General features: G+C 63.1%; 14 protein-coding genes. 12 read left to right on the top strand and 2 right to left on the bottom strand.

Annotated elements, in window-relative coordinates:
- Nucleotides 1-17: 17 nt before the first annotated feature.
- The 7 genes from DBIPINDM_RS36755 to DBIPINDM_RS36725 all read left to right on the top strand — a co-directional run bounded on the left by DBIPINDM_RS36755 (nt 18) and on the right by DBIPINDM_RS36725 (nt 5,845).
- Nucleotides 18-1,391, top strand: a complete 1,374-nt coding sequence (locus tag DBIPINDM_RS36755; protein WP_258583847.1) for a pyruvate dehydrogenase complex dihydrolipoamide acetyltransferase — start codon at nt 18-20, stop codon at nt 1,389-1,391.
- 14 nt (nt 1,392-1,405) lie between these two features.
- Nucleotides 1,406-1,819 (top strand): hypothetical protein, encoded by a 414-nt coding sequence (locus DBIPINDM_RS36750; RefSeq protein ID WP_258583846.1) that lies wholly within the window; start codon nt 1,406-1,408, stop codon nt 1,817-1,819.
- Nucleotides 1,820-1,823: 4 nt separating this feature from the next.
- Nucleotides 1,824-2,462: an SGNH/GDSL hydrolase family protein gene (locus DBIPINDM_RS36745; protein WP_258583845.1), complete on the top strand. Its 639-nt coding sequence runs from the start codon at nt 1,824-1,826 to the stop codon at nt 2,460-2,462.
- Between the two features lie 15 nt (nt 2,463-2,477).
- A complete protein-coding gene (lpdA, locus tag DBIPINDM_RS36740) occupies nt 2,478-3,923 on the top strand; it encodes a dihydrolipoyl dehydrogenase (RefSeq protein WP_258583844.1) in 1,446 nt (481 codons plus the stop codon).
- Between the two features lie 99 nt (nt 3,924-4,022).
- On the top strand, nt 4,023-4,280 hold the full coding sequence (locus DBIPINDM_RS36735) for a GlsB/YeaQ/YmgE family stress response membrane protein (RefSeq protein WP_258583843.1): 258 nt from the start codon (nt 4,023-4,025) through the stop codon (nt 4,278-4,280).
- A 136-nt stretch (nt 4,281-4,416) separates the two neighbouring features.
- The gene (gene lipA / locus DBIPINDM_RS36730; RefSeq protein ID WP_258583842.1) at nt 4,417-5,382 is read left to right on the top strand and encodes a lipoyl synthase; all 966 of its coding nucleotides are present in this window, start codon (nt 4,417-4,419) and stop codon (nt 5,380-5,382) included.
- A 7-nt stretch (nt 5,383-5,389) separates the two neighbouring features.
- The gene (locus tag DBIPINDM_RS36725; protein ID WP_258583841.1) at nt 5,390-5,845 is read left to right on the top strand and encodes a type II toxin-antitoxin system RatA family toxin; all 456 of its coding nucleotides are present in this window, start codon (nt 5,390-5,392) and stop codon (nt 5,843-5,845) included.
- A gap of 23 nt (nt 5,846-5,868) precedes the next feature.
- Here the strand turns inward: DBIPINDM_RS36725 and DBIPINDM_RS36720 are convergent, their stop codons facing one another.
- Together DBIPINDM_RS36720 and DBIPINDM_RS36715 are read right to left on the bottom strand one after the other, a co-directional pair.
- Nucleotides 5,869-6,351 (bottom strand): CinA family protein, encoded by a 483-nt coding sequence (locus tag DBIPINDM_RS36720; protein ID WP_258583840.1) that lies wholly within the window; start codon nt 6,349-6,351, stop codon nt 5,869-5,871.
- Nucleotides 6,348-7,571, bottom strand: coding sequence for a bifunctional 2-C-methyl-D-erythritol 4-phosphate cytidylyltransferase/2-C-methyl-D-erythritol 2,4-cyclodiphosphate synthase (locus DBIPINDM_RS36715; RefSeq protein WP_258583838.1), 1,224 nt, complete (start codon nt 7,569-7,571; stop codon nt 6,348-6,350). The genes DBIPINDM_RS36720 and DBIPINDM_RS36715 overlap by 4 nt, the downstream gene beginning before the upstream one ends.
- A gap of 230 nt (nt 7,572-7,801) precedes the next feature.
- Between DBIPINDM_RS36715 and dusB the strand changes: the two genes are divergently transcribed.
- From dusB to DBIPINDM_RS36690, 5 genes are all read left to right on the top strand, one after another.
- Nucleotides 7,802-8,830 carry a tRNA dihydrouridine synthase DusB gene (gene dusB / locus DBIPINDM_RS36710; RefSeq protein ID WP_258583836.1) on the top strand — a complete coding sequence of 343 codons (1,029 nt, stop codon included), beginning with the start codon at nt 7,802-7,804 and terminating at the stop codon, nt 8,828-8,830.
- A complete protein-coding gene (locus DBIPINDM_RS36705; protein ID WP_258583835.1) occupies nt 8,827-9,969 on the top strand; it encodes a two-component system sensor histidine kinase NtrB in 1,143 nt (380 codons plus the stop codon). The genes dusB and DBIPINDM_RS36705 overlap by 4 nt, the downstream gene beginning before the upstream one ends.
- Nucleotides 9,966-11,426, top strand: coding sequence for a nitrogen regulation protein NR(I) (ntrC, locus tag DBIPINDM_RS36700; RefSeq protein WP_027045043.1), 1,461 nt, complete (start codon nt 9,966-9,968; stop codon nt 11,424-11,426). The genes DBIPINDM_RS36705 and ntrC overlap by 4 nt, the downstream gene beginning before the upstream one ends.
- Nucleotides 11,427-11,554: 128 nt before the next feature.
- Nucleotides 11,555-13,840, top strand: coding sequence for a sensor histidine kinase NtrY-like (locus DBIPINDM_RS36695; protein ID WP_258583834.1), 2,286 nt, complete (start codon nt 11,555-11,557; stop codon nt 13,838-13,840).
- Nucleotides 13,830-15,191 carry a sigma-54-dependent transcriptional regulator gene (locus DBIPINDM_RS36690; RefSeq protein WP_010909346.1) on the top strand — a complete coding sequence of 454 codons (1,362 nt, stop codon included), beginning with the start codon at nt 13,830-13,832 and terminating at the stop codon, nt 15,189-15,191. The genes DBIPINDM_RS36695 and DBIPINDM_RS36690 overlap by 11 nt, the downstream gene beginning before the upstream one ends.
- Nucleotides 15,192-15,247 lie beyond the last annotated feature (56 nt).

The following is a 15,247-nucleotide window of genomic DNA, read 5'->3' as shown; positions in this document are numbered from 1 at the left end:
CCGGGCGGGAGGACAAAATGCCAATCAACATCACCATGCCGGCGCTCTCGCCCACGATGGAAGAGGGCAATCTGTCAAAATGGCTGGTCAAGGAGGGCGATAAGGTTTCGCCCGGCGATGTCATTGCCGAGATCGAGACCGACAAGGCGACGATGGAGGTTGAAGCCGTCGACGAGGGCACGGTCGCAAAGCTCGTCGTTCCTGCCGGCACCGAAGGCGTCAAGGTCAATGCGCTGATCGCCGTGCTTGCAGCCGAGGGCGAGGATGCGGGTGCCGTCGCGAAAAGCGGTGGTGGTGCTGCACCGGCGAAAGCCGAGGCACCGAAGGCGGATGCCAAGGCTGAAGCACCAAAGGCCGAGGCGTCAAAGGCCGAACCTGCCGCCCCCGCACCCAAGACCGAGGCGGCACCGGCCGCCAATGGTCATGCGGCTGGCGAGCGCACTTTCGCATCGCCGCTCGCCCGCCGTATCGCCAAGGAGGCCGGCGTCGATGTGTCGGCGGTGACCGGCACCGGCCCGCATGGCCGTGTGGTCAAGGCGGATGTCGATGCCGCGATTGCCGGCGGCGGTGCCAAGGCAGCACGCGCGGCCAAGGCTCCGGCTGGTGCGCCGGCTGCTGCTTCTGCGCCGGCGGTGAAGCCGATGTCGGACGATCAGGTGCTGAAGCTGTTCGAGCAGGGCTCCTACGAGCTGGTCCCGCACGACAATATGCGCAAGACCATTGCGCGCCGTCTCGTCGAGGCCAAGACCACCATTCCGCATTTCTACCTGACGCTTGACTGCGAACTCGACGCGCTTCTGGCATTGCGCACGCAGATCAATGCGGCAGCTCCCGTCAAGAAGACCGACAAGGGCGACGCCCCGGCCTACAAGCTGTCGGTCAATGACATGGTGATCAAGGCGATGGCGATGGCGCTGAAGGCGGTGCCGGATGCCAATGCCTCATGGACCGAAAGCGCCATGGTCAAGCACAAGCATGCCGATGTCGGTGTCGCCGTGTCGATCCCCGGCGGCCTGATCACGCCGATCATTCGGCATGCCGATGAAAAGACGCTGTCCACCATCTCCAATGAGATGAAGGATCTGGCCAGCCGCGCCCGCAGCCGCAAGCTGAAGCCGGAAGAGTACCAGGGCGGCACCACGGCGGTGTCCAACCTCGGCATGTTCGGCATCAAGGACTTTGCCGCGGTGATCAACCCGCCGCATGCGACGATCCTGGCGGTCGGTGCCGGCGAAGAGCGGGCGGTGGTCAAGAATGGCGAGATCAAGATCGCGACCGTGATGTCGGTGACCCTGTCGACCGATCATCGCGCCGTTGATGGAGCACTCGGTGCCGAACTGCTGGTCGCCTTCAAGCGCCTGATCGAGAACCCGATGGGCATGCTGGTCTAGGAAAGGGAAAGGCTGTGCGGACATTCTTCACCAGCCTTTTCGCTTTCATCCTTTCCGGCCTTGCCGGCGGCCTGGTCGCGCAGCAACTGGCCGTCGCGACAGGCGCCGAGGAAGAATACATCATCGTCTTCATGTTCTCGGTGCTGGTGACCTTTGTCGTCACCTTCGTCTTCTTCGTGGCGCAGTTGATGAACGATCCGCTCGCGGCCGTGGCCAGGACGGGCAAGTGGACGCTGATTGTGTTTGTGGTGCTGCTTGTGCTGTTTGTCGCGCTGATCCTCTACAGCGACAGCAGTGCCGCCGTGGTCAGGAAAGACATGCCGATGGTTGCCGGGCTTGGTCTGCCGGGCTTGGTGACGATCATTGTACATTGGCTGTTCGTGCGCTGGCGGGTGAAGCGCGGCGTAGCCGACATAAAGGCAGGTTGAGCGCATGAAGACGGTGCTTTGCTACGGCGATTCGCTGACCTGGGGACACGACCCGGAGACCTTGGGTCGACATGAATATGAAGACCGGTGGCCAACCACACTGGCGACAGCGCTCGGACCAAGCTTCCACGTCATTGCTGAGGGACTGGGCGGTCGCACCACGGCCTATGACGACTTCCTGTCGGCCGCGGACCGAAATGGCGCGCGGATATTGCCGACGATCCTGAGCACGCACTCGCCGATCGATCTGATCGTCATCATGCTTGGCTCGAACGACATGAAGCCGTCTATACACGGCAGCGCGGTCATCGCGTCCTATGGCATGCGGCGCCTCGTTGAGATCGTGCGGGGGCACGCCTATCCATTCGGCGGTGTCGCCCCCCGGATTATTCTGGTTTCGCCGCCGCATATCGTGGAGACCCGCAAGGCGGATTACGCCGAAATGTTGGGAACAGGCGCAATAGAGTCGCCCAAGCTCGCCGGCTTTTATCAAACCGCCGCCGACGAGATGGGCTGCGGCTTTTTTGATGCCGCGAGCGTCGCCAGATGTACACCGCTCGACGGTGTCCATCTCGACGCCGAAAATACGCGCAACATCGGCAAGGCGTTGGCGCCTGTCGTGCGCGGCATGCTGGAACTGTGAATAAGGAGAAAATCCGTGGCTGAGAACTACGACGTCATCATCATCGGCTCCGGCCCCGGCGGCTATGTCACGGCGGTGCGTTCCGCCCAGCTCGGCTTCAAGACGGCGATCGTGGAGCGCGAGCATCTCGGCGGCATCTGCCTCAACTGGGGCTGCATACCGACCAAGGCGCTGCTGCGCTCGGCCGAGATCATGCATTATTCGGATCATTTGAAGGACTATGGCCTGAAGCTCGACGGCAAGGTCAGCGTCGACACGGCGGCCGTGGTCGACCGTTCGCGAAAAGTTTCGCTGCGGTTGAATGGCGGCGTCGCCTTCCTGATGAAGAAGAACAAGGTCGACATCATCTGGGGCGAAGCCAAGCTGTCGAAGCCGGGTGAGATTGTCGTCTCCAAGACGGCCAAGAAGCCCATGGAACCGCAGCCGCCGGTGCCGAAGGGCGTCAAGGGCGAAGGCACCTACACCGCCAAACACATCATCCTGGCGACCGGTGCCCGGCCGCGCGCGCTGCCTGGCATCGAACCGGACGGCAGACTGATCTGGACCTATTTCGAGGCGATGGTTCCGCCGGAAATGCCGAAGTCGCTGCTGGTGATGGGTTCCGGCGCCATCGGCATCGAATTCGCCTCCTTCTACCGCACCATGGGCGCCGATGTGACGGTGGTCGAATTGCTGCCGGCGGTGATGCCGGTCGAGGATGCCGAAGTCTCGAAATTCGCGCAAAAGCAGTTCGAGAAGCAAGGCATGAAGATCATTCTCGAAGCCAAGGTAACCAAGGTCGAGAAGGGTGCGAACTCGGTCACCGCGCATGTCGAGATGAAGGATGGCAAGGTCGAGAAGATCACCGCCGACCGCATGATCTCCGCCGTCGGCGTGCAAGGCAACATCGAGGGCCTCGGCCTTGAAGCGCTTGGCGTTAAGACGGACCGTGGCTGTGTCGTCGTCGACGGCTACGGCAAGACCAACGTACCGGGCATCTACGCCATCGGCGATGTCGCCGGCCCACCAATGCTTGCCCACAAGGCCGAGCATGAGGGCGTGGTGTGTGTCGAGAAGATCGCCAATTTCCCTGGCGTACATGCCATCGACAAGCTCAAGATCCCCGGTTGCACCTATTGCAACCCGCAGGTCGCCTCCGTCGGCCTGACGGAAGCCAAGGCCAAGGCCGAGGGCAAGGATATCCGCGTTGGCCGCTTCCAGTTCGCCGCCAACGGCAAGGCGATCGCGCTTGGCGAGGACCAGGGTTTCATCAAGACCATCTTCGACAAGAAGACCGGTCAGTTGCTCGGCGCCCATATGGTCGGTGCCGAGGTGACCGAGCTGATCCAGGGCTTTGTCGTGGCGATGAACCTGGAGACGACGGAAGAAGAGCTGATGCACACCATCTTCCCGCATCCGACGCTGTCGGAGATGATGAAGGAAAGCGTGCTCGACGCCTATGGCCGCGCGTTGAACGCATGATAGATTCGCCGCAAGAGACTCAGCCGCGAAAGCCCTGGGAGCTCGACGGCAGCGGTGTTCGTTTCCGGATGCATTTTTACGTGCGCAAGGAGAAGGCATATGCACTTGAACGGCGTGGGCTGGATCGCAGCCATCATCATCGGCGGCCTGGCAGGCTGGTTCGCCGAAATGGTCATGAAGAGCAACACCGGCATTTTCATGAACATTATCATGGGTATCGTTGGTGCGGTCGTGTTGAACGCCATCCTCCAGGCGCTCAATTTCGGCCCATTCGGCGTCGGCTGGACCGCCTATCTGATCACTGGCTTCATCGGTGCCTGCCTGCTGATCTGGGTCAGTCGCCTGGTGCGCCGCTAGTCGATATCGTTCCGGCTATGCGAAAACGGTTGTAGCGGCATGCGCCGCTGCAGCCTTTTTCTTTGGGCTGAAAAGTCCTAGATGACGTAAACGTGACGATCGCCGACGGGCGGTCGCAAGAAAAGCCAGGGTTCAGATGGTCACTGTCCTCGACACGATCGCCAACGCACCGCGGCTGCGGCATCCGGAGAAGGCGCACAAGCCCGACCAGGAGGTGTTGCGCAAGCCCGACTGGATCCGCGTCAAGGCGCCGGTCTCGAAGGGCTATGCCGAGACACGCGAAATCGTGAAATCGCACAAGCTGGTGACGGTTTGCGAAGAGGCCGGCTGCCCCAATATCGGCGAGTGCTGGGAAAAGAAGCACGCCACCTTCATGATCATGGGCGAGATATGCACGCGCGCCTGCGCCTTCTGCAACGTCGCCACCGGCATCCCGACCGCGCTCGATGCCGATGAGCCGGCCCGCGTCGCGCATGCCGTCAAGCAGATGGGCCTCAGCCACGTCGTCATCACCTCGGTCGACCGCGATGATCTCGCCGATGGCGGCGCGCAGCACTTCGCCGAGGTCATCCGCGCCATCAGGGCGGCAACGCCCTCGACGACGATCGAAATCCTGACGCCCGATTTCCTGCGCAAGGATGGCGCGCTCGAGATCGTCGTGGCGGCCAAGCCCGACGTCTTCAACCACAATCTCGAAACCGTGCCGTCGAACTATCTGAAGGTCCGGCCGGGCGCGCGCTATTTCCACTCGATCCGGCTGTTGCAGCGGGTCAAGGAACTCGATCCGTCGATCTTCACCAAGTCCGGCATCATGGTCGGGCTGGGCGAGGAGCGGAATGAAATCCTGCAACTGATGGACGATCTGCGTTCGGCCAATGTCGACTTCATGACCATCGGCCAATATCTGCAGCCGTCGAAGAAGCACCATCCGGTGATCCGCTTCGTCACCCCCGAAGAGTTCAAGTCCTTCGAGACGATCGGCCGGACCAAGGGTTTCCTGCTGGTGGCATCGAGCCCGTTGACGCGCTCGTCGCACCATGCCGGCGACGATTTCGCGCGGCTGCGCGCGGCGCGGGAAGCGCAGCTCCAGAAGTCGCTCTAGCCGGTACATGCCGAAATTCGAAGCCACCCGACGCGTTGCCCACACGCCGCAGCAGATGTTCGCATTGGTTGCCGATGTCGAGGCCTACCCGCAATTCCTGCCGCTTTGCGAAGCGCTGACGGTGCGCTCGCGCAAGGAGCGTGACGGACGCACCGTTCTCTTGGCTGACATGAGCATCGGCTACAAGGCGATCCGGGAGACCTTCACCACGCAGGTGCTGCTGAAGCCCGACGAGAAGACCATCGACGTCAAATACATCGACGGGCCGTTCAAATACCTCAGCAATATCTGGCGCTTCGACCCGGCCGATAGCGGTTGCGAGGTCCACTTCTTCATCGACTACGAATTCAAGAGCCGCATTCTCGGCGTGCTGATGGGAACGATGTTCGACCGCGGCTTCCGCATGTTTTCCGAAGCCTTCGAGAAGCGTGCCGACATCATCTACGGCGTTAAGCCGGCATGACGCGATCGTGGTGAATCCGTGCTTTATCCAAGCGCGCGCAGGCCGAGTTGCAGCGCGTGTCTCACCGTCTCGTGGCGGATGAATTCGCGGCCCTTGTGGCCAAACAGCTGGCGCTCGGCGACAACCGGCTGGCCGGCCAGGGCAAGGCCGAACCAGACGAGACCAACCGGCTTGTCAGCCGAACCTCCGCCTGGACCGGCAATGCCGGTAACGGCAAGAGAAAGGCTCGCGCGCGAATGCGCTAGCGCGCCCGCCGCCATCTCCAGCACGGTTTCGCGCGACACAGCTCCATGCGCGTCGAGCGTTTCGGCGGAAACGCCGAGCATCTCCATCTTGGCTTCGTTGGAATAGGTGATGAAACCGCGGTCGACCACGGCGGAGGAGCCGACAATGTCGGTGAGCGCGGCGATGATCAGGCCGCCGGTGCAGCTTTCGGCCGTCGCCAGCATGATGCCATGTTGCTGGCAGGCCAGTAGCAGGGAGTTTGCCAGCTCGGCGTTGCTCATTCCGGCACCTCGCCGGGAAACACCACGCTGGCGGTGGCGATCGCCGCAATACCTTCCTCGCGGCCGACGAAGCCGAGCTTCTCGTTGGTGGTCGCTTTGATCGAGATGCGGTCGGCGGAAATGCCCAGCATTTGTGAAAGGGCTGCCGTCATTGCCTCGCGGTGTGGGCCAACGCGCGGCGCCTCGCAGATCAGCGTGATGTCGGCATTGGCGATGCGCCCGCCGCGCTCGCGCACCACTTTCGCCGCGTGTTCGACGAAGATCCGGGACGCCGCGCCCTTCCACTGCGGATCGGACGGCGGAAAATGCGTGCCGATGTCACCGGCGCCACAGGTCGCGAGCAGGGCGTCGGTCAAAGCGTGCAGGCCGACATCGGCGTCGGAATGGCCGGACAGTTTCTTGTCATGCGGAATGGCGACGCCACACAGGGTGACATGATCGCCAGGCTCGAAGGCGTGGACGTCATAGCCGTTGCCGGTGCGGATGTCGGGGAAGTGTGTGCGTTCGCTGGAAAGCCGCTGGTGCGCCATGGCGATGTCCCGTGCCCAGGTGAGTTTGACATTGTCCGGCGAGCCGGGAACGAGCTTGACTGGAATATGCGCCCATTCGGCGATGGCCGCGTCGTCGGTGAAGTCCAGTCTGCCCAGCTGATAGGCCTTGTCGTGTGCGGCAAGGATCGGCCCGTAGGGAAAACCTTGCGGCGTTTGCGCCGCGTGGAGCCCGCTGCGGGAAACGGTTTCCGCGACCACACCGGCGGCCGACTCGCGCTTCAGCGTGTCGGCGACGGGCAGGGCGGGCAACGCTCCCTCGTTCTCGCCGATGGCGGCGATGGTGCGGTCGATCAACTCCGCGTCGACGAACGGCCGGACAGCATCGTGAATCAGAACCTGGCGCGGCGCGTGGTCTTTCAGCGCCAGCAGCCCGAGCCGGACGGACTCCTGCCTGGTCGGCCCGCCAATGACGGCGGTGACACGCTGGGCCTGCGTGCCCGCTGCTTGCCGGAACAATTCGTGGTCGTCGGCGTGGATGGCGACGACGATCTGGCCGGTTCGCGGATGGGCAAGAAACATCTCCAGCGTATGCGCAATGACAGCGCGCCCACCGATGTTCTGGTACTGCTTGGGCCCGTTGGCCTGCCCGGCGCGAGCGCCGCGGCCGGCGGCGACGATCACCACGGCAACCCCACCTCGCGCGCCCGAGTTTTCGCTTGCGTCAGTCATGGCGATTGGCTTAGCGCACGATCCCCAAAAGTGTAATTGGTTTTCCGAAAAGATCGTGCGTCAAATATGAATTCCAAAGCGTCTTGAAGGACACTGGCGCCCTGGTCGCGGTGAAAGCCGAAGGCCGGCATTTTCCCAATTGCGCCTTAATGTGGCGTCATTCCGCGTTGCACATTGCGGCCGATATGGCTAGAGAATGTGCAACGAATGGGCATGCTTGGTTTTTGTGCATGGTTAACTCAGCCAAATTGGCCGCGCCTCTAGACGTCGGCGGCGTGGAAATCCGCAATCGCGTGTTCCTCGCGCCGATGTCGGGTATTACCGACGAGCCGTTCCGGCGGCGCGCCCATGCGCATGGCGCCGGCCTGGTCGTGTCCGAAATGGTGGCAAGCGGTGAACTCGCCAAGGGAAGGGCCGGCTTCGACCTGCGCATACGTCATTCCGGCCTGCCCGTCCATATGGTGCAGCTTGCCGGCCGCGAGGCGGCACACATGGCCGAAGGCGCGCGTATAGCCGCCGGCGAGGGTGCGGACATCATCGACATCAACATGGGCTGCCCGGCCAAGAAGGTCACCGGTGGGTATGCCGGCTCGGCATTGATGCTGGACCTCGACCATGCGCTGTCGCTGATCGAGGCCGTGGTCGGCGCGGTCAAGGTGCCGGTGACGGTCAAGATGCGGCTCGGCTGGGACGAAGGCGCACTCAATGCGCCCATCCTCGCGCGCCGCGCAGAGCAAGCGGGCGTCAGGATGGTGACGGTGCACGGCCGCACCCGCTGCCAGTTCTATCAGGGCAAAGCCGACTGGCGCGCGATCGCCCGCGTCAAGGACGCCGTCTCCATCCCGGTCGTTGCCAATGGCGATGTCTGTTCCCCGGCCGAGGCAGCCGCCATTCTTGACCAATCCGGCGCCGATGCCGTGATGGTCGGCCGCGCGCATTATGGCGCGCCCTGGATCGCCGGCGGCATCGCAGCCGCGGCAGTGGGCGAAACGGCGGCCAACGTGCCGCAGAATCCCGCGGCATTGGCCGATTATGTCGTCGCCCACTACGAGGACATGCTGGCGCTTTATGGCGTCGAGAGCGGCTTGCGCCAGGCGCGCAAGCATCTCGGCTGGTATCTCGATCGCCATGCCGTTGGCGTTGCCGATGACGACCGAAAAGCCATCCTGACCGCGTTCGAGCCGGCCCGCGTCATTGCCTTGCTGAAAAATGTGTTCTCGCGCGATCCGCAACCCTTGAGCCTGCGGAGCGCCGCATGAACGCCTCCGTTAGCCAGGGCACCGAAATGGCGGATGCCGCCCAGATCGTCCTCAACACCATCCGCCGTCCGGTGATCATGATCAGCGAGGAAGGCTTCATCACCTTTGCCAATGCCGATGCCGAGGATTTCTTTCGCTCCAGCGCGACCATGCTGGCGCGCAACACCTTGTCCAAGCTGATCCCCTTCGGCAGCCCGCTGCTGACGCTGGTCGATCAGGTGCGCGAGCGCCGGGCTCCGGTCAACGAGTATCGCGTCGACGTGTCGTCGCCACGCCTCGGCATCGAGAAGGTCGTCGATCTCTATGTCGCGCCGGTGCCGGAATTCCCGGGCTCCGTCGTGGTCATGTTCCAGGAGCGGTCGATGGCCGACAAGATCGACCGGCAGATGACGCATCGCGGTGCGGCGCGTTCGGTGACCGGCCTGGCGGCCATGCTCGCCCATGAAATCAAGAATCCGCTCTCCGGCATCCGCGGCGCCGCGCAGCTGCTCGAACTGTCCGCCTCCGATGAAGACCGTGCGCTGACCCGGCTGATCACCGACGAGACGGATCGCATCGTCTCGCTGGTCGATCGCATGGAGGTGTTTTCCGACGAGCGGCCGATCGATCGCTATCCCGTCAACATCCATGTTGTTCTCGACCATGTGAAGGCGATCGCCAAAAACGGTTTTGCAAAGAAAATCAGGATATTGGAGGACTATGATCCTTCATTGCCTCCGGTCTTCGCCAATCGCGACCAGCTGATCCAGGTGTTCCTCAACCTGGTCAAGAACGCCGCCGAGGCGATCGGCAGCGATCCGCAGGGCGAGATCGTGCTGTCGACCGCTTTCCGGCCGGGCATTCGCGTTTCGGTGCCAGGAACGCAGGACCGCGTGTCGCTGCCGCTGGAGTTCTGCGTGCGTGACAACGGCTCCGGCGTCTCGGAGGATATCCTGCCGATCCTGTTCGATCCCTTCATCACCACCAAGCCAAACGGCTCGGGGCTGGGGCTGGCACTCGTCGCCAAGATCGTCGGCGAACACGGCGGCATCATTGAATGCGAATCGACCCCGCGCGGCACCACCTTCCGCATCCTGATGCCGGCCTGGAAGGAAACGCCGTTCGGCGCTGAAGAAGACGGTGAAGGAGACCGCAAATGACGGTTCGCGGCAATATTCTCGTCGCCGATGACGATGCGGCGATCCGCACAGTGCTCAATCAGGCTCTCTCTCGCGTCGGCCATGAAGTGCGCGTCACTTCCAACGCCTCGACCTTGTGGCGCTGGGTGGCGGCGGGCGAGGGCGACCTGGTCATCACCGACGTGGTCATGCCGGACGAGAACGCCTTCGACATGCTGCCCCGCATCAAGAAGGCGCGGCCGGAACTGCCGGTCATCGTCATGAGCGCCCAGAACACGTTCATGACGGCGATCCGCGCATCCGAGACCGGCGCCTACGAATATCTGCCAAAACCGTTCGACCTGACCGAGCTCCTCAACATCGTCAACCGGGCACTGTCGGAGCCGCGCCGGCCGAAGATCGATGCGCGGCCGGAAGAACAGCCCGACGCCATGCCGCTGGTCGGCCGCTCGGCAGCCATGCAGGACATCTACCGCATGCTGGCGCGCATGATGCAGACCGACCTGACGGTGATGATCTCGGGTGAGTCCGGCACCGGCAAGGAACTGGTGGCGCGTGCGCTGCATGAGTATGGCCGCCGTCGTGGGGGACCGTTCGTCGCCATCAACATGGCGGCAATCCCGCGCGACCTCATCGAATCGGAGCTGTTCGGGCATGAGAAGGGCGCTTTCACCGGTGCCCAGAACCGCTCCACCGGCCGTTTCGAGCAGGCCGAGGGCGGCACGCTGTTCCTTGACGAGATCGGCGACATGCCGATGGAGGCGCAGACGCGCCTGCTGCGTGTCCTGCAGCAGGGCGAATACACGACGGTCGGCGGCCGCACGCCGATCAAGACCGATGTGCGCATCGTCGCCGCCACCAACAAGGATCTGCGCACGCTGATCAACCAGGGACTGTTCCGCGAGGATCTGTTCTATCGCCTCAACGTCGTGCCGCTGAGACTGCCGGCATTGCGCGAGCGTTCCGAGGACGTGCCTGACCTCGTGCGCCACTTCTTCAAGCTCGGCGAGATGGAAGGGCTGCAGACCAAGCGCATCTCGTCCGGCGGCATCGAACTGATGAAGCGCTACCCATGGCCGGGCAACGTGCGCGAACTGGAAAACCTCGTTCGCCGGCTCGCCGCGCTCTATTCGCAGGATGAGATTTCCGCCGAGATCATCGAGGCCGAGCTTAAGACCGGAGAGCGCCCCGTAGTTCCCGGCGGCGGCAACCTCATTCCCGACGACCTTTCCATCGGCCAGGCGGTCGAGCATTTCCTGCAGCGTTATTTCGCCTCTTTTGCCGGCGAATTGCCGCCGGCCGGGCTCTACCAGCGCATCCTGTCCGAAGTCGAATATCCGCTGGTGCTGGCCTCGATGACGGCAACCCGCGGCAACCAGATCAAGGCCGCGGAGCTGCTGGGGCTGAACCGCAACACGCTGCGCAAGAAGATTCGCGAACTGGGCGTCAACGTCTATAAATCATCGCGGCCGGGCTGAGCGCTGATCCGACGCACTCTTTTCAGGGGACTGAGCGGCGAAAGATTGCTGCCATTGTCACACTTGTTGCATAATCGCCACAATGCGTTGCATAGATCGGATGCAATCATTGGCTCCCAGACGGCGACATGGCTCCGCAGGCACCTGTACTCAACCAACCGCTTTTCAGCGAACCCGGCGCCCGCGACGGGCGCCGCCTGCTGGCGCTGCCCGGCGTGGTGGCGGTCGTCGGCGCGCTGGTCATGGCGGCGATTTCGTTCACCATCCTGGTTGGCGCGACGCCGATCGCGCCTGACGCCAGGACGACCTGGGCGCTGATCGCACTCAACGCTGCTTTCGTGCTCTTCCTCATGGCGCTGGTCGGGCGCGAGGTGCATCGCATCGTCATGGCGCGCCGGCATGGCAAGGCGGCCTCGCGGCTGCATGTGCGCATCGTCGCCATGTTCGCGCTGGTTGCCGCCATTCCCGCCATCATGGTGGCGATCATCGCCTCGATCACGCTCGATATCGGCCTCGATCGCTGGTTCGAGATCCGCACCAAGACGATCGTCAATTCCTCGCTGTCGATCGCCGATGCCTATGTCCAGGAAAACGCCCGCAATCTGCAGGGCACGACGCTGTCGATGGCCTATGATCTCGATGCGTCGCGCACGCTCTACGGCCTTGATCGCACAGGCTTTCTCGACCTCCTCAACAAGGAGGCGGTGGGCCGGTCGCTGGCCCATGCGGCGCTGATCAAGCCCGACGGCTCGTTCGTCATGAGCGCCCAGACCGATGCCGATTTCGCCATGCCGGAACCGCCGGAAGGCTCAGTCAGCAGTGCCACCGACGGCAAACCGGTGCTGATCGAGCCGCGCACCCGTAACATCATGGGCGCCATCGTCAAGCTGCGCGAGATCGAGGGCCTCTACCTCTACACCATCCGCCTTGTCGATCCCGAGGTGATCAAGGCGCGGCAGATCGTCAGGTCCAACACCGACGAATACCGCAATCTCGAAGACAACAGGCGCACCTCGCAAGTCGCCTTCGCGCTGCCCTATCTGTCGCTGACCCTGATCATCATCCTGTCGGCGATCTGGACCGGCATTGCCGTCGCCGACCGTCTCGTGCGGCCGATTCGCCAGCTCATCGGTGCCGCCGACGAGGTGGCGACCGGCAATCTCGACGTCGCGGTTCCGGTCAGGCCTTCCGACGGCGATGTCGCCTCGCTTGGCGACACCTTCAACAAGATGCTGCTGGAGCTCAAATCGCAGCGCAACGAGATCCTGTCGGCAAAGGACCTGATCGACGAGCGGCGGCGCTTTTCCGAAGCCGTGCTCGCCGGCGTCACTGCCGGCGTCATCGGCGTCGATCCCTACGGTATCGTCACCATCGTCAACCGTTCGGCCGAATCGATGCTGGCCATTTCCGCCAGTGCCGCGCTCGGGCAGAACCTTTCCGCCCTTCTGCCGCATGTCGGCCGCGTCTTCGAGATCGGCCGCCAGTCGGGCAAGCCCGTCTACCGCGAGCAGGTGACATTCTTCCGCGCCGGCACCGAGCGCACCTTCAACGTGCAGATCACCATCGAGGCGGGCGACGACGGTTCGGAGGAGAAATCCTACGTCGTGACGGTCGACGACATCACCGATCTGGTTCAGGCGCAGCGTTCTTCCGCGTGGGCCGATGTGGCGCGCCGCATCGCCCACGAGATCAAGAATCCGCTGACGCCGATCCAGCTTTCGGCCGAACGCATCAAGCGACGCTTCGGCAAGGTCATCACCGAGGACCGCGAGATTTTCGATCAGTGTACCGACACCATCATCCGGCAGGTCGAGGACATCGGCCGCATGGTCGACGAATTCTCGGCGTTCGCGCGGATGCCGAAGCCCGAGATGAAGGTCATCGATCTGCGCGAATCGCTGCGCGAGGCCTCATTCCTGGTCGAAGTCAGCCGCGCCGACATTGCTTTCGAACGCGTGTTCGGCAACGAGCCGCTCAAGGGCACGTTCGACAGCCGCCTGATGGCGCAGGCATTTGGCAACGTGATCAAGAACGCCGCCGAAGCGATCGACGGACTGGAACAGAAGGACGGTTCGCACGGCATAATCCGGATTCAAGCCGGCCGCCAGAATGGCGCGATTCGAATCGACGTCATCGACAATGGCAAAGGCCTGCCGCGCGAGAATCGCCAACGGCTGCTCGAGCCCTATATGACCACACGCGAGAAGGGCACCGGACTTGGCCTCGCTATCGTCAAGAAGATCGTGGAGGACCATGGTGGCAGGCTGGAACTTCATGATGCCCCTGCGGATTTCCACAACGGGCGTGGCGCGATGATCAGCATCATCCTGCCGCCTGCCGCCGCCGCGTCTCCGCGCGGCGAAAGCAGGATGGAAAACGAAAGAGAAACTGAAAAGGTCGGTAATGGCGTCTGATATTCTCATCGTCGATGACGAGGAAGACATCCGTGAGCTCGTCGCGGGCATCCTGAGCGACGAAGGTCACGAAACCCGTACGGCATTCGATGCCGACAGCGCGCTCGCTGCTATAGCTGATCGAGCGCCGAGGTTGATTTTCCTCGATATCTGGCTGCAGGGCTCGCGCCTGGACGGCCTGGCGCTGCTCGACGAGATCAAGACCATGCATCCCACCTTGCCGGTGGTAATGATCTCCGGCCATGGCAACATCGAAACGGCGGTCTCGGCCATCCGTCGTGGCGCCTATGATTTCATCGAGAAGCCGTTCAAGGCCGACAGACTGATCCTCATTGCCGAGCGTGCGCTGGAAACCTCGAAATTGCGGCGCGAAGTTTCCGACCTCAAACAGCGCAGCGGCGAGACCTTCGACCTGATCGGCATGTCGTCGGCGATGAGCCAGCTGCGCCAGACCATCGAGCGCGTCGCGCCGACCAACAGCCGCGTCATGATCATCGGCCCATCCGGATCCGGCAAGGAACTGGCGGCGCGCGCCATCCACACGCTGTCGGCGCGCAAAGGCGCGCCGTTCGTGACGCTGAGCGCCGCCAACATCACGCCCGAGCGCATGGAGATCGAGCTGTTCGGCACCGAATCGAACGGTGTCGAGCGCAAGGTCGGAGCGCTGGAGGAAGCTCATCGCGGCATTCTCTATATCGACGAAGTGGCTGACATGCCGCGCGAGACGCAGAACAAGATCCTGCGCGTGCTGGTCGAGCAGCAGTTCGAACGGGTAGGGGGCACCAAGCGGGTCAAGGTCGATGTCCGCATCATCTCCTCGACCTCGCAGAACCTGGAAGCCATGATCGCCGACGGGCGTTTCCGCGAGGATCTCTATCATCGCCTGGCGGTGGTTCCGGTGATGGTGCCGGGACTGGCCGAGCGGCGCGAAGATATTCCCTATCTCGTCGACAATTTCATGAAGCAGATCGCCCGCCAGGCCGGCATCAAGCCGCGCCGCATCGGCGACGACGCGCTGGCCGTGCTTCAGGCGCACAACTGGCCGGGCAACGTCCGCCAGCTGCGCAACAATGTCGAGCGCCTGATGATCCTGGCGCGCGGCGACGACGTCGATGCGCCGATCACCGCGGACCTGCTGCCGTCCGAGATCGGCGATGTCATGCCGCGCACGCCGAATCAGTCCGACCAGCACATCATGGCGCTGCCGTTGCGCGAGGCGCGTGAACAGTTCGAGAAGGACTATCTGATCGCCCAGATCAACCGCTTTGGCGGCAACATCTCGAAAACCGCCGAGTTCATCGGCATGGAGCGTTCCGCCTTGCACCGCAAGCTGAAGTCGCTGGGCGTCTGACGCACACAAAGTCAGCCTGGCCGTGGCCTACGCAATTGTCGGTTACGGTAGCGGCG

The organism is Mesorhizobium sp. AR02, assembly GCF_024746835.1.
Classification (GTDB): Bacteria; Pseudomonadota; Alphaproteobacteria; order Rhizobiales; family Rhizobiaceae; genus Mesorhizobium.
Note: the sequence above shows the minus strand (reverse complement) of the source record. Positions and strands in the feature narration are given on the sequence as shown.

Excerpts from the sequence above, each read along its gene's own strand:
- ntrC (WP_027045043.1), top strand. The coding sequence starts at position 9,966 with ATGACGGTTCGCGGCAATATTCTCGTCGCCGATGACGATGCGGCGATC.
- DBIPINDM_RS36690 (WP_010909346.1), top strand. The coding sequence starts at position 13,830 with ATGGCGTCTGATATTCTCATCGTCGATGACGAGGAAGACATCCGTGAG.
- DBIPINDM_RS36755 (WP_258583847.1), top strand. The coding sequence starts at position 18 with ATGCCAATCAACATCACCATGCCGGCGCTCTCGCCCACGATGGAAGAG.
- DBIPINDM_RS36725 (WP_258583841.1), top strand. The coding sequence starts at position 5,390 with ATGCCGAAATTCGAAGCCACCCGACGCGTTGCCCACACGCCGCAGCAG.
- DBIPINDM_RS36720 (WP_258583840.1), bottom strand. The coding sequence starts at position 6,351 with ATGAGCAACGCCGAGCTGGCAAACTCCCTGCTACTGGCCTGCCAGCAA.
- DBIPINDM_RS36735 (WP_258583843.1), top strand. The coding sequence starts at position 4,023 with ATGCACTTGAACGGCGTGGGCTGGATCGCAGCCATCATCATCGGCGGC.
- dusB (WP_258583836.1), top strand. The coding sequence starts at position 7,802 with ATGGTTAACTCAGCCAAATTGGCCGCGCCTCTAGACGTCGGCGGCGTG.
- DBIPINDM_RS36695 (WP_258583834.1), top strand. The coding sequence starts at position 11,555 with ATGGCTCCGCAGGCACCTGTACTCAACCAACCGCTTTTCAGCGAACCC.
- lipA (WP_258583842.1), top strand. The coding sequence starts at position 4,417 with ATGGTCACTGTCCTCGACACGATCGCCAACGCACCGCGGCTGCGGCAT.
- DBIPINDM_RS36705 (WP_258583835.1), top strand. The coding sequence starts at position 8,827 with ATGAACGCCTCCGTTAGCCAGGGCACCGAAATGGCGGATGCCGCCCAG.
- DBIPINDM_RS36715 (WP_258583838.1), bottom strand. The coding sequence starts at position 7,571 with ATGACTGACGCAAGCGAAAACTCGGGCGCGCGAGGTGGGGTTGCCGTG.
- DBIPINDM_RS36745 (WP_258583845.1), top strand. The coding sequence starts at position 1,824 with ATGAAGACGGTGCTTTGCTACGGCGATTCGCTGACCTGGGGACACGAC.